This window comes from Escherichia sp. WS1118 (genome assembly GCF_046487695.1).
In the GTDB taxonomy this organism is placed as follows: Bacteria; Pseudomonadota; Gammaproteobacteria; order Enterobacterales; family Enterobacteriaceae; genus Escherichia; species Escherichia coli.
In genome coordinates, this window is record NZ_JBJQIZ010000003.1 from 461,557 (window position 1) to 475,983 (window position 14,427).

12 protein-coding genes are annotated in these 14,427 nt (G+C 55.8%); all 12 read left to right on the forward strand.

Translation table 11 applies throughout. The features are described from left to right. Positions 1-203 precede the first annotated feature (203 nt). The 12 genes from tssB to tssA are packed head-to-tail and all read left to right on the forward strand — an operon-like array spanning position 204 to position 14,399. The gene (gene tssB / locus ACJHYO_RS08010; protein ID WP_000041480.1) at positions 204-707 is read left to right on the forward strand and encodes a type VI secretion system contractile sheath small subunit; all 504 of its coding nucleotides are present in this window, start codon (positions 204-206) and stop codon (positions 705-707) included. A gap of 22 nt (positions 708-729) precedes the next feature. Continuing rightward, positions 730-2,214, forward strand: coding sequence for a type VI secretion system contractile sheath large subunit (gene tssC, locus ACJHYO_RS08015; protein WP_000111582.1), 1,485 nt, complete (start codon positions 730-732; stop codon positions 2,212-2,214). A gap of 4 nt (positions 2,215-2,218) precedes the next feature. Next, on the forward strand, positions 2,219-2,644 hold the full coding sequence (gene tssE / locus ACJHYO_RS08020; protein WP_000946068.1) for a type VI secretion system baseplate subunit TssE: 426 nt from the start codon (positions 2,219-2,221) through the stop codon (positions 2,642-2,644). 5 nt (positions 2,645-2,649) lie between these two features. Further along, positions 2,650-4,491 carry a type VI secretion system baseplate subunit TssF gene (tssF, locus tag ACJHYO_RS08025; protein ID WP_000863402.1) on the forward strand — a complete coding sequence of 614 codons (1,842 nt, stop codon included), beginning with the start codon at positions 2,650-2,652 and terminating at the stop codon, positions 4,489-4,491. Continuing rightward, positions 4,455-5,504, forward strand: a complete 1,050-nt coding sequence (gene tssG / locus ACJHYO_RS08030; protein WP_000896713.1) for a type VI secretion system baseplate subunit TssG — start codon at positions 4,455-4,457, stop codon at positions 5,502-5,504. The genes tssF and tssG overlap by 37 nt, the downstream gene beginning before the upstream one ends. Before the next feature lie 16 nt (positions 5,505-5,520). After that, positions 5,521-6,801 carry a type VI secretion system-associated FHA domain protein TagH gene (tagH, locus tag ACJHYO_RS08035; protein WP_001298171.1) on the forward strand — a complete coding sequence of 427 codons (1,281 nt, stop codon included), beginning with the start codon at positions 5,521-5,523 and terminating at the stop codon, positions 6,799-6,801. Further along, a complete protein-coding gene (tssJ, locus tag ACJHYO_RS08040; RefSeq protein ID WP_001013428.1) occupies positions 6,798-7,322 on the forward strand; it encodes a type VI secretion system lipoprotein TssJ in 525 nt (174 codons plus the stop codon). The genes tagH and tssJ overlap by 4 nt, the downstream gene beginning before the upstream one ends. A 2-nt stretch (positions 7,323-7,324) precedes the next feature. Beyond that, positions 7,325-8,671 (forward strand): type VI secretion system baseplate subunit TssK, encoded by a 1,347-nt coding sequence (gene tssK / locus ACJHYO_RS08045; protein ID WP_000224522.1) that lies wholly within the window; start codon positions 7,325-7,327, stop codon positions 8,669-8,671. 13 nt (positions 8,672-8,684) lie between these two features. Then, entirely contained in the window at positions 8,685-9,440 is a 756-nt protein-coding gene (gene icmH, locus ACJHYO_RS08050; protein ID WP_041982625.1) for a type IVB secretion system protein IcmH/DotU, read from the forward strand. A gap of 9 nt (positions 9,441-9,449) precedes the next feature. Continuing rightward, positions 9,450-12,212, forward strand: a complete 2,763-nt coding sequence (tssH, locus tag ACJHYO_RS08055; RefSeq protein WP_410232436.1) for a type VI secretion system ATPase TssH — start codon at positions 9,450-9,452, stop codon at positions 12,210-12,212. Then, a complete protein-coding gene (vasI, locus tag ACJHYO_RS08060) occupies positions 12,209-12,952 on the forward strand; it encodes a type VI secretion system-associated protein VasI (RefSeq protein ID WP_410232437.1) in 744 nt (247 codons plus the stop codon). Before tssH ends, vasI begins: the two co-directional genes overlap by 4 nt. A 4-nt stretch (positions 12,953-12,956) precedes the next feature. Then, positions 12,957-14,399: a type VI secretion system protein TssA gene (gene tssA / locus ACJHYO_RS08065; RefSeq protein WP_001514097.1), complete on the forward strand. Its 1,443-nt coding sequence runs from the start codon at positions 12,957-12,959 to the stop codon at positions 14,397-14,399. The last annotated feature ends 28 nt before the right edge of the window (positions 14,400-14,427 follow it).

Consider the following 14,427-nt stretch of genomic DNA (forward strand, 5'->3'; position numbering starts at 1 on the left):
TTGATTTAACTCTCATGTATTAATAATGAAGGATACATCTCTTTCAAAAATATAAATAGTTCTTTTAATATTTTATTTCATGAGTAGAATACCGATCACAACAGAAGGAAGGTTACATTATCTAACTGCCACTGAAACGGTATTGTCGGTATTTGTATGCAGTACGAAAATGCTGTGCTCATGGCCTGAACGGGAACATTTTTATGAGCAAAATGAACAACAATGGCGGCAGTGTCGCGCCGAAAGAAAGAATCAGCGTTCGGTATACACCAAAAGTTGATGGGGTGGCTGCTGATATCGAATTGCCGCTGAATTTATTGATCACCGGCAATCTGAAAGGGAAACCAGATAACACGCCGTTGGATGAGCGAACTGCCATTGCTATCAACCGCTATAACCTCAACGCAGTCATTTCAGAAGCTGACATTGAACGGGAGTTTGTTGTTCCGGCTGAACTCAGTGACGCTCCCAATGAGCAAATGTACGTCAACCTGAAAGTCAAATCTATGGATGACCTTTCTCCTGACCATATTGCCAGCCAGGTACCAGAAATAAAACGTCTGCTCGAATTGCGTGAAGCCCTGGTCGCACTTAAGTCTCCACTAGGCAATATTCCGGCCTTCCGCGCACAACTTCAGGCGCTACTGGAAAACGAAGACACCCGCGAGCAGCTGATCCAGGAACTGGGTATCGCCGTTCAGAAATAATTTTCACAGAAGGATATTCAGTATGTCAGTAAAGGAAGAAATTGCTCCCGTCAGCGCGTCTCAAACCGCCGCGCCCCCATCTCTGCTTGATGAAATCATGGCGCAAACCCGCGTCCAGCCTAAATCAGAAAGCTACGATATCACCCGCCAGGGCGTGAGCGCCTTTATTGCCGCCATGTTACAGGGCGACAGTAGCGCTGAACCTATCAATATCCTGGCCGTTGACGCCATGATTGCTGATATTGATGCCCGAACCAGCAGGCAGATGGATGCCATTATTCATGCCCCGGAGTTTCAGGAACTGGAATCCCTGCTGCGCTCGCTGAAGCTGCTGGTTGAACGCGCGGATACACGGGAAAACATCAAAGTCCATTTCCTGAATGTCACTCAGGAAGAACTGCTGGATGATTTCGAATTTGCACCTGAAATCACGCAGTCTGCGTATTACAAGCATGTATATTCAAGCGGTTACGGACAATTTGGCGGTGAGCCAGTGGCGGCGGTAATCGGCAACTTTGCCTTTAAGAACACCACGCCGGATATGAAGCTGCTGAAATATATCAGCCAGGTCAGCGCGATGGCGCACAGCCCGTTCCTGTCGTCAGTATCATCCGAATTTTTCGGTCTGGATTCATGGACAGAGTTACCGGGGATCAAAGAACCGGGTGCCATCTTTGAAGGCCCGGCCTACTCCCGCTGGCGCGCCCTGCGTGAATCGGAAGATTCCCGTTACCTGGGCCTGACCGCCCCCCGGTTCCTGCTGCGCCACCCTTACTCACCGGATGAAAACCCTGTCAAAACCTTCCGTTACCATGAAGATGTCAGCCAGAGTCATGAGTCTTATCTGTGGGGGAATACCTCGTTTTTACTGGCCGCCAACCTGGCGGAAAGTTTTGCTAAGTATCGCTGGTGCCCAAATATTATTGGCCCTTCCAGCGGCGGCGCAGTCAAAGACCTCCCGGTGCATCTGTATGAATCCATGGGGCAAATGCAGGCAAAAATTCCGACTGAAGTGTTGATCACTGACCGGAGAGAGTATGAGCTGGCGGAAGAGGGCTTTATCACACTGACCATGCGTAAAGGGTCTGATAATGCGTGCTTTTTCTCGGCCAACTCGGTGCAGAAACCCAAAACATTCCCCAAAACCCCCGAAGGCAAGGCTGCGGAGACCAACTATAAACTCGGCACCCAGCTGCCATACTTGTTTGTTATCAGCAGGTTAGCGCATTACATCAAGGTAATTCAGCGCGAACAGCTTGGCTCATGGAAAGAACGTAGTGACCTGGAGCGTGAGCTGAACACCTGGATTCGCCAGTATGTTGCTGACCAGGAAAATCCGCCTGCCGAAGTCCGCAGCCACCGGCCTTTGCGTCAGGCTAAGATCGAGGTACTGGATGTGGATGGTGAGCCGGGCTGGTACCAGGTCGCGATTTCTGTCAGACCGCATTTTAAATACATGGGTGCCAGTTTCGACCTGAGCCTGGTCGGACGACTGGATAAGGAATAATCCGATGCTAAGACGGGATTCAGGACCAACCGGCAGTCTTTTTGAACGTATCCGTGAGGCGGCAAATCCGCCTTCATATCAGAATCCAAAAGAAGCACTGATACGTTCCATCAGACGTAACCTGCGACAGGTCCTGAATACCCGCTCCGGCAGTTGTTATGGTTCACCGGAGCTGGGGATTACTGATTTAAATGATGAATCGCTGGCCTCCAGCGATTTCAGACGAGAAATCCGTAAGTCCATTAGCCAGTGCATTTTACATTACGAACCTCGTATTACCGATGTTGTTGTTACGGCTGCTGCACCGGATGAATACGCCCCTGTGGAACTGTGTTTTCATATTGTGGCTACGGTCGATGTCAGCGAAACCAGGGGAGTGTTTGAATTTGACATTTTGCTGGACAACCATCAACGCTATTGTGTGGAGTGATCTCTGTGGCTTTTGAAGAACGTTACTACCGCGAAGAGCTGGATTATCTTCGCCAGCTAGGCAAACTGCTGGCGCAGGAAAAACCACATCTGGCCCACTTTCTGGCCGAGAAAGAGGGTGATCCGGACGTGGAGCGTCTGATGGAAGCCTTTGCCTTTATGTCCGGTAGCCTGCGCCAGAAACTTGAGGACGAATTCCCCGAGTTCACCCATGGGCTGATCCGTATGCTGTGGGCAAACTATTTACGCCCGGTTCCGGCCATGACGGTTATTGCCTATGAACCCAAAACCGATCAGTTAAAAGTCCCTGTTCAGGTCTGTCGTAATGAACTGATCAGAAGCCGCTCAGAAAAGTCCTCCCTGACTGCTCAGAAGGTGCTGCCTGACAATCATGATAAAATCGTTTCTTCCGTAGCCTGCCATTTCACGCTGGCGCGCGATATCTGGCTGCAACCACTGCGCATTCTCGATACCCGCAACGCCAGCAGCCTGAAAGAAGGCATCATAGATATCAGTTTTACCGCAGATAACAATGTCTCCCCCGCCATGCTTGACCTGAACAAAATCACGTTCTGGCTGGGTAATGAAGACGATTATACCCGACACCAGCTTTATCTGTGGTTTTGCGAATGCCTGATGGATGCGGAACTGATTGCCGGAGAGTACCGCCTGCCGCTGCCGGATCTGTGGCTGGAGGCGGCGGGTTTTGACAACCGGGATGCTCTGCTGCCGTGGCCGAAAAATGTCCACAGCGGCTACCGCGTGCTTCAGGAGTATTTCTGCTATCCCGAAGCCTTCTTCTTTTTCCATCTGCGCGATGTTGCGCCGCTACCAGACGATTTCCCGATCAATGCGTTTACGCTGCGCCTGCACTTTAACCGCCCGTTACCTGCCGACATCAAGCTGCGCCAGGATTCGCTGCGTCTGCACTGTACGCCAGCCATTAACCTGTTTACGCATTATGCGGAACCCGTCAGGCCGGATGGGCGGATGGCGGAATACCCGCTGCGCGCCAGCCATAAGCATCCGGACGCCTATGACATTTTTCAGGTCAGCACAGTCACCAGTAAAGTCAAAGTTTCAGGTACTGAAATCAGCCCAGGTAGCCAGGCGCGTGTCTGGCCCGAATTTGAAAGCTTCCAGCACCAGATGGAGTACAGCCGCCAGCGAGAAGTCGTCTACTGGCATCACCGGACTAAAACGTCCCTGCTTCACCACGGGCTTGAACACTCTATCGCCTTTGTCCATGCAGACGGTAGCATTCCGGGCAGCTCACGGTTTAACGATGACGTGATCACCACGTCATTAATCTGTACCAACCGTATGATCCCTGCCCGGCTGCATACCGGTGATATCTGCGTGGCCGTCAACAAAAATCCGGCAGTGGCCTCATTTCGTAATGTCACGCGCCCGACACTGCCGCTCTGGCCAGTCACGGACGGCGACATGCACTGGTCGCTGATTTCCGCGATGAACCTGAACTACCTCTCCCTGCTGGACAGGGAGACACTGATCCAGATCCTGCGGACCTTCGACCTGCCAGGTGCTCACCATCCGCAGCGGGCCAGACTGTCACGCCAGAAACTGGATGCCATAGAAAAACTCGAAACCAAACCTGTTGACAGGTTGTTTAAAGGCGTACCGGTTCGCGGGCTGGCGACCACGCTGTGGATACGTCCCGATCCGTTTATCTGCGAAGGTGAAATTTATCTTCTGGGTACCGTGCTCTCGCACTTCTTTGCCCTCTACGCCAGCATCAATTCGTACCACTGTCTGAAAATCATTAACACGGAAAGTCAGGAGTCCTGGGAATGGCAGGAGAAAATGGGCCAGCACGCCCTGATATAGCGACAAAACCGCCGTTACCGGCGGATGTGCGCAACTGCAATTTCTATGTGCTGATGGAGGCGCTGTACCGTCGGCATGGCGCGCCGGGCCAGGACATTTCCCTGCGTACCGAGCCTGCCCGGGAGATCGTGCGTTTCAGCTCTGACGCCAGTATCAGTTTTCCGGGTACGGACCTGAGTGCGCTTTCCCGTAGCCAGAACGGACAGTATGTACTGCAAACCCGGTTCCTGGGTTTTTCCGGCAGCCAGTCGCCGCTACCGGGCTATTATCTGGATCAGATGGCGCAGGAGTCCGCACAGAACGAAGACGGCCTGAAAGAATTTCTCGATCTATTCAGCCACCGCTGGACACAGTTTGCCTATCATGCCTGGCGCAAATACCGCTACTACATCTGCTTTCGTAGCGGCGGTACTGACACCTTTTCACAGCGCATGTACGCACTGGTCGGGCTGGGTAATCAGAGCGTGCGTGACAGGCTTGCCATTAACCACAGCAAAATGCTGGCCTACGCCGGAATTCTGGCAACACCAGGCCGCGCGCCGGAGGTTATCTGTAATCTGGTGTCGCACTGTTTTGATTTGCCGGATGTCACCATTGAACGCTGGCAACTGCGTAAAGTCGCCATTGATCCGGCACACCAGAACCGGCTGGGTGTACGTAATCCGAAAGGAAAAACGGCTGGACATATTCCGGGACGCTCCATACTCGGCGTTAATTTTACCCTCGGCGCACGGGTGCCGGATCGCAGCGGAAAATTCCTGTTGCAGATTGGCGGCCTGTCGCGGGAGCGTTATCTCTCATTTTTACCCGATGGCGAAAATCACCTGCCGCTGACCATGTTCCTTTCCTTTATTCTGCGCGACCAGTTTGCCTGGGATTTACGGCTGTGCCTGGCGCCACAGCAGGCTAAAGGGATGCGCCTTGGCGATCCGGCCAGCTCCCGCCTCGGCAGAACCAGCTTTATTGGTCAGCCGAAAGTACCGCCCGCCATCACAATCCGAATCAGGGAATAATTCTATGGAACCACTTATGGCTGAGGAAAAACAGCAATCCCGCCAGGCCTCACTGACTTTACAGGTGATGAATGGCAACGAACTGGAAAGCGGACGCGCCGCAAAATGCCTGTTCAGCGAAAACGGCGGTGATATTGGCCATACGCCGGAATGTCACTGGCAGGTACAGGACCGGGCGGGAAGCATTGCTGCGCGTGCCTGTACCGTTATCCGGCACGACGGAGCCTATTGCCTGCGGTGCCTGACGCCGGGACTGATGATTAATCTGGCCCCGGCCTCTTCCGATGCGCTCATCCGCCTGCGCCAGGGGGATGAGATCCAGCTCGGCGCACTGGCGCTGAAAGTGTTTCTGCATGACGGTGCAGCTGTTACCTATGACGAGCGGATGGCGACCCCGGAAACGATTGTAATGAACCGCGACAGTCTGGCGGACACCCTGCTGACCACCGAGGGACAACCGGCGTATCCGGGAATGCCGTTCCAGCATCAGCTTGCCCCCACGGTGGCGCACGGTTTTTCCAGCGATCCGCTCCAGGCACTCCAGACGGAAAGCCTGATGGTGGCAGATGATCCGATCGCCCCACGCGTTTCCCGGCCCGTAGCCCCCGCATCCGATCTGACAGGTGCAAACGGGATCAACACGCCGTTTATGGATCTGCCGCCCGGCAATGCCCGTCATGAGGACGGCGATGAATTTTCTGCCATGGCGCAGTACCACCTGGCCGTAACCCCGCTGCTGCGCGGTATGGAGTGTCCGCTGACGCTGCACAATTCTCAGGATGCGGATGAGTTTCTCGAAGAGGCCGGACGGGCGTTGCAGGCCGCCATTAAGGGATTGCTGAGTCTGCAACAACAACAGAATAGCCTGTCGGATAAACACCTGCGTCCACTGGAAGACAACCCGTTGCGCCTTGATATGGACTATGCCACCGCGCTGAACGTCATGTTCGCCGAGGGTAAAAGCCCGGTACATCTCGCAGCACCTGCGGCCATCGCCGAAAGCCTGCGCAACATCCGGCATCATGAAGAGGCCAACCGGGCGGCGATTGTGGAAGCGTTGCGTGTCATGCTGGACGCCTTCTCGCCGGGCAACCTGATGCGCCGCTTTGCGCAATACCGCCGCAGCCATGAGCTGCGCCAGAAAATGGACAACGCCTGGGCATGGCAGATGTACAGCAACTATTACGATGAACTGGCCTCCAGCCGACAGCAGGGATTTGAAATGCTGTTCAATGAAGTTTATGCCCAGGTCTATGACCGGGTGCTGCGCGAAAAACAGCGGGAGCCGGAAGCATGAACGGCAAAGCGTTTCTGGCCTGCGTTCTGATGAGCGTTGTGTTAACTGGCTGTGAAACAGCGAAAAAAATCAGCCAGGTGATCCGCAATCCGGATATTCAGGTCGGAAAGCTGATGGAGCAGTCAACCGAACTGACCGTCACGCTGCTGACCGAGCCGGACAGCAACCTGACGGCGGACGGCGAAGCCGCGCCGGTGGATGTCCAGTTGGTGTATCTGAGCGACGACTCCAAATTCCAGGCCGCCGATTACGATCAGATTGCCACCACCGCGCTGCCCGACGTGCTGGGGAAGAACTATATCGATCACCAGGACTTCAACCTGTTGCCGGACACCGTAAAAACACTGCCGCCGATCAAGCTGGATGAGAAAACCGGTTATATCGGTGTCATTGCCTATTTTTCAGACGACCAGGCCACAGAATGGAAACAAATTGAGCCGGTAGAAAGTATCGGCCACCACTATCGCCTGCTGGTGCATATCCGCGCCAGTGCGATTGAGATGAAAAAAGAGGAAAACTGACGATGGCAACAATGAAAAACAAGGTGATCTGGCAGGAAGGGCTGTTTGCCCTGCCGCAGCATTTTCAGCAACAGCAGCGTCACTGCGAGTACCTGCTGACCCGTCGTCTGGATGCTCAGGGTGATTTTTTCTGGGGCTTTACGGAACTCTCCATCAATACCGAACTGCTTGCCCAGGGCAAAATCATGATTGACCGTGCGGCGGGCTGTATGCCTGACGGCACCGTATTCAGCATTCCCGACCAGGATCTGCTGCCGGAACCTTTCCAGCCGGGAACCCTTTCATCGAAAGAGAGCCACAATATTTATCTGGCGCTGCCTGTAATCAGCGACGTGATCAATGAAATCCAGGGGTTGCACAGCGCCGGTCAGGGTACGGAGCGTTACCGCCTCACCCATACCCGCGTCCGTGATTTTCACACTGACGAAGGCGACGAACAGCCGGTCGGTCTGGGGCAGTTGATCCCCAGGATAGTCAGCGGCGCAGATGATCTCAGCGCGATGGTGACCCTCCCCCTGTGCCGTATCCTCAATAAAAATGCTACCGGCGCACTGGTGCTGGACAACACCTTTATTCCCACCATTCAGGCCGTCCGTGTCAGCGGGTTGCTCGGGGCATTCTCCGGCGAGGTGCAGGGACTGCTTGCCACCCGCGCCGCTGACCTGGCCGGGCGCATTGGTTCGCCTGAACAGAGCGGGATCGCCGATGTGGCCGAATTTATGATGTTGCAGATGCTTAACCGCTATCAAATGCAGTTCACGCATCGTTCCCAACTGCACACGCTGCATCCGGAAGCCTTCTACCGGGATCTGGTGGGGCTGCTGGGAGAACTGATGACCTTTACCGAAGGTAATCGCCTGCCCTGCACCGTGGAGCCGTATAATCACCGGGATCTTACCGCGACCTTCACCAGAACCGTGATCCCGGAACTGCGGCGCGCGCTCAATACCGTACTGGTGCCGCGTGCGCAGAATCTGCCGTTGTTCTTTTCAGAGGGGACCTGGATCGCCACCATCAACGATCCCACATTGTTGCAGTCCTGCAAGCTGGTACTGGCAGTGCGCGCCAGGATGCCCTACGACCAGGTACAACGCCAGTTCATCCAGCAGTCGAAAGTGGCCGCTACCGACAAAATCCGCAGCGTGGTCAGCGTGCAGGTGCCGGGTATTCCGCTGCACACGCTTACCGCTGCGCCACGTCAGTTGCCATACCACGAAGGTTATGTTTACTTCGAACTGGAAAAAGGCACCCCGGCCTGGCAGGACGTGATAAAAGCGGGCGCACTGGCGCTGCATATCTCCGGCAGCTTCCCCGATCTGAACCTCCAGCTCTGGGCTATAAGGGGATAAGTGAATGAGCGATATGAGTGAAGCGTCGGTTTTTCCCGTGGAGCCGGAGAGCGGAACACCAGGACGCCAGTACCGTCTCGCCCTTCGCGGCAACAGCCTGAATCCAATGATTGACGCCGCCACGCCGTTGCTCGGCATGGTGATGCGTCTGTCCACTATGAACAGTCAGGCCATGCCGGAACATCTGTTTGCCCAGGTAGTAACCGATGTCCAGGCCGTAGAGCAACTACTCCAGGAACAGGGATACGAACCGGGCGTCATTGTTTCGTTCCGTTACATTCTCTGCACGTTTATTGATGAAGCGGCGCTGGGCAACGGCTGGTCCAACAAAAACGAATGGATCAAACAGTCGCTGCTGGTTCATTTTCATAACGAAGCCTGGGGCGGCGAGAAAGTGTTTATCCTGCTCGAACGCCTGATCCGGGAGCCGGTACGTTACCAGGATCTGCTGGAATTTTTATACCTCTGTTTTTCGCTCGGCTTTCGCGGGCGCTACAAGGTTGCCATTCAGCAACAGGATGAATTTGAGCGGATCTACCAGCGCCTGCACCATGCCCTGCACAAACTGCGCGGTGACGCGCCATTTCCGCTACTTCATCAGAAGAACAACATACAGGGTGGGCGTTATCAGTTAATCCGACGACTGACCATCAAGCATGTACTGTGCGGCGGTCTTGTTGTGCTGACCGTATTTTATCTGTTTTATCTGCTGCGTCTGGACAGCCAGACACAGGATATTCTGCATCAGCTCAATAAATTACTCCGATAAGGACATCTTATGATCCAGATTGATTTAGCCACGCTCGTAAAGCGGCTTAACCCCTTTGCAAAACAGGCGCTGGAAATGGCTGCCTCGGAGTGTATGAGCCAGCAGGCCAGTGAGATCACCGTTGCCCATGTGCTGTTACAGATGCTGGCAATCCCGCGCAACGACGTAAGGGTGATTGCCGAACGCACAGGCATCAGTGCGGAGGATTTACGCCAGGCGCTGACCGTGGAGAGTTATCCCGGTGGACGTTCCGCCGAAGGCTATCCCAGCTTCTCCCCGATGCTGATCGAATGGCTCAAGGAGTCATGGCTGCTGGCCTCAGCCCAGATGCAGCACAGCGAACTGCGCAGCGGCGTCCTGCTGCTTACTCTGCTGCATTCACCGCTGCGCTATATTCCACCCGCTGCTGCCCGTCTGCTGACGGCCATAAACCGCGACCAGTTACAGCAGGATTTCGCAGCATGGACAAAAGAATCCGCCGAATCCGTGGATCTGGCTGGCGGGCAAACGCCCCGCGCAACGGAAACCGGCGACACCCTGCTTGCCCGCTACGCCAAAAACATGACCGCAGACGCCCGTAACGGCAGGCTTGACCCGGTACTGTGCCGCGACTATGAAATCGACCTGATGATCGACATTCTCTGCCGCCGCCGTAAAAACAATCCGGTGGTAGTGGGCGAAGCAGGCGTGGGTAAAAGCGCGCTGATTGAAGGGCTGGCGCTGCGCATCGTGGCAGGCCAGGTGCCGGACAAGCTGAAAAACACCGATATCATGACCCTTGACCTGGGCGCATTGCAGGCCGGTGCGTCGGTGAAAGGTGAGTTTGAAAAACGCTTCAAGGGGCTGATGGCGGAGGTCATTTTCTCCCCGGTGCCGGTCATTCTGTTTATCGACGAAGCACATACCCTGATTGGCGCGGGCAACCAGCAGGGCGGGCTGGATATATCCAACCTGCTCAAACCAGCACTGGCGCGCGGCGAGCTGAAAACCATCGCCGCCACCACCTGGAGCGAGTACAAAAAATATTTCGAGAAAGATGCAGCTTTGTCGCGCCGCTTCCAGTTAGTGAAGGTCAGCGAACCCAACGCTGCCGAAGCCACCATTATTCTGCGCGGTTTGTCGGCGGTCTATGAACAATCTCACGGCGTGCTGATTGATGATGACGCCTTGCAGGCCGCTGCGACACTGAGCGAGCGTTATCTCTCCGGGCGTCAGTTGTCGGACAAAGCCATTGATGTGCTGGACACCGCCTGCGCCCGTGTGGCCATCAACCTGTCATCGCCGCCAAAACAAATCTCGGCACTGACCACCCTGAGCCACCAGCAGGAGGCAGAAATTCGCCAGCTTGAGCGCGAGCTTCGCATCGGGCTGCGTACCGACACCTCACGAATGACTGAGGTGTTGGAGCAGTATGATGAAACGCTGTCGGCGCTGGACGAACTGGAAGTCGCCTGGCAGCAGCAGCAGACGCTGGTACAGGAAATTATCGCGCTGCGCCAGCAGTTACTGGGCGTGGCAGAAGACGACGTTGCGTCGTTGCCGGACGCAGATGCCGTGGAGGATACGCCGCCAGAGGCAGAACAGGATAGTATCGATGCCGAATCGGCTGATGATGCAGGCAGCGTACAGCCGGAAGAGACCGCTGAAACAGTTTCCCCGGTACAACGGCTGGCACAACTCACTGCCGAACTGGACGCCCTGCATAACGACCAGTTGCTGGTTTCCCCGCATGTCGATAAAAAACAGATTGCAGCGGTGATTGCTGAATGGACCGGCGTGCCGCTTAACCGCCTGTCACAGAATGAGATGTCGGTCATCACCGACCTGCCGGTATGGCTCGGCGGCACCATCAAAGGCCAGGACCTGGCGATTGCCAGCCTGCATAAACACCTGCTGACCGCACGCGCCGACCTGCGCCGTCCGGGACGCCCGCTTGGTGCGTTCCTGCTGGCTGGCCCCAGCGGCGTGGGTAAAACCGAAACCGTCCTGCAACTGGCGGAACTGCTCTATGGCGGACGTCAATACCTGACCACCATCAATATGTCTGAGTTCCAGGAGAAACACACCGTTTCGCGGCTGATTGGCTCTCCTCCGGGTTATGTCGGCTACGGTGAAGGCGGCGTACTGACCGAAGCGATTCGCCAGAAACCGTACTCGGTGGTGCTGCTCGATGAAGTAGAAAAAGCGCACCCGGATGTACTCAACCTGTTCTACCAGGCGTTTGACAAGGGCGAGATGGCAGACGGTGAAGGCCGCCTGATTGACTGTAAAAATATCGTTTTCTTCCTGACCTCCAACCTTGGCTACCAGGTGATTGTCGAACACGCCGATGACCCGGAAACCATGCAGGAAGCCCTCTATCCGGTGCTGGCGGACTTCTTTAAACCTGCTCTGCTGGCGCGCATGGAAGTGGTGCCTTACCTACCGCTGTCGAAAGAGACGCTCGCTACCATTATTGCCGGGAAACTGGCCCGCCTGGATAACGTGCTGCGCAGCCGCTTTGGCGCGGACGTGATTATTGGGCCGGAAGTGACGGACGAAATCATGAGCCGCGTCACCCGCGCGGAAAACGGCGCGAGGATGCTGGAATCGGTTATCGACGGCGACATGCTGCCGCCGCTCTCGCTGCTGCTGTTGCAGAAAATGGCGGCCAACACGGCGATTGCCCGGATTCGCCTGTCGGCGGCAGACGGTGCGTTCACGGCAGATGTGGAAGATGCGCTGCCTGATGATGCCGTGACACCGCAAACAGAGGATGAAACGGTTTTATGAGCAGGTTGTGCGTTTTCCGGCAGACAGGATGGTTTATCGCGGGCCTGATGGCGGGCTTACCCGCCAGTGCCGCGCCCACAGAAACATCGTCAGTGGCCGGTGTGGCGGTAGCTGTCGCCACAGCGACACCGCCGGATGCGACAGCCACGTTACAGGCCATGCAGTCCTGCCGCCAGGAGACGGCGGCGCTGGAGCGGCTTGACTGTTATGACCGCATTCTTGCGCCGGAACAGGCTGGCTTTGGTGGTGCCGCACTGGTGAAAGCTCGTTACCAGGGTGAAGCCTGGGCCCGCGCGACAGAACAGGAAAAACGCCGCCAGGGCAACACCACGGAGCTGCTGGTAACGCAAGTACCGGGTGAACGCCCGACGGTGGTGATAACCACCCCGGCTATCGGCCATGTTCCGCCACGCCCGTTGCTGATGTTCAGTTGCGTGGACAATATCACCCGGATGCAGGTGGCGCTGATGCACCCTCTGGATGTCCATGATATCGCCGTCACCCTGAATGCCGACAGCCGGGCATTGCGCAGCCACTGGTTTGTGCGCGAGAACGGCACCCTGCTGGAGTCCAGCCGGGGGTTATCCGGTATCGATGAAATTAAGCAACTGTTCGGCGCAAAAACGCTGACGGTGGATACCGGCACAGACAACGCCGCCGGAAAGCTGACCTTTAACATTGACGGGCTGGCACGGGTTATTGCGCCGCTACGCGACGCCTGCCACTGGGCGGGAGAATAAGAATATGGCAATGGACTTACGTAATCCCGATGTATGGCTTGCACACCTGCTGGAAAACCTGCCAGAAGATAAGCTGTCCGCCGCGCTTGATGATGGCAATGCAGACTGGGAGTTTGTCGACAGCGAAATCGTCAAGCTCGGTTCACTGGCGCACAGCCAGCTTGATATCCCGGAACTTCAGCGCCGGGGCCTGATGCTTCTGGCCTCAGAAACCAAAGATTTTCGCCTGCTGGCCCACTTGCTGCGTACCCTGCAACATGCCGGTGATATTCTGCTGGCCTCCAGGATGCTGGCACAATATACAGAGCACTACTGGACATGCGCCGCACCGCAGAACATGGCCCACAAAAAACGCTTTGCCGCCCAGGTGATAAAACGCTTTGAGTCTGCCGTTCAGGACTTTGCCGGGAATGCTGCGACAATACAGCGCGATGCTTTGCTGGGAGAGCTGGCAAAACTGGCACAGTGCTGGCAGGCGCACAACGCGTCTGAGCTGGCAAAGGCGACAGACGATTTATTTTCCCTGTTTCAGCGCGCGTTTCGTGATGTAGCGCCTGAAATGACATCATCTGCACGAAGCGCCGCCATTGCGCCGCAGGCCACGACCGGATATGTACCGGATATGTCACCGCACACGGTTGCCGCTCAGCCTCCTGTTGCAGCCACTCCAATCCCGCAGGTCACCGTTGAAAACCACGACGATAAAGCATGGCGCGACACCCTGCTAAAGGTGGCCGCCATTCTCTGTGAGCGCCAGCCGGAGTCACCGCAGGGTTACCGACTGCGCCGCCATGCGCTGTGGCAAACCATCACCAGTACCCCGCAGGCAGAAAGCGATGGCCGGCCCCCACTGGCAGCCTTCCCTGTCGATATGATGGATGATTACCTGGCGCGGCTGAACAATGCCGACATGGCGCTGTGGCAGCAGGTGGAAAAAAGCCTGCTGCTGGCCCCGTACTGGCTGGACGGTCATTACCTCTCAGCACAGACCGCGCTGCGCCTCGGTTATAAACAGGTGGCGGATGCTATCCGTGATGAAGTTACCGATTTTCTGGCCCGCCTGCCCGCACTGATCAACCTGTTGTTTAACGACCGCACTCCGTTTGTGTCCGAACAGACGAAACAGTGGCTGGCATCATCCGGCTCAGTCAACCAGACCGTCCCGGTTGTACAGACCGATGAAGAATTACAGGCGGCCAAGGCGTGCTTCGATGAAAACGGGCTGGAAGCCGCGCTGCGGTACCTGGAAAACCTGCCCGAAGGTGATCCCCGCCACCAGTTTCACCGCCAGTTTTTCGGCGCGCAGTTACTGGAAGAGGCCGGTATGGTTCAGCTTGCACAACAGCAGTACCGGATGCTCTTCAGAACAGGATTACACATGATGCTATCCGAATGGGAGCCTTCCCTGCTGAAAGCACTGGAACAAAAACTCACGGCAGAACAGTAAAAGATAACAAGGAGTTACTGTGTTCAAA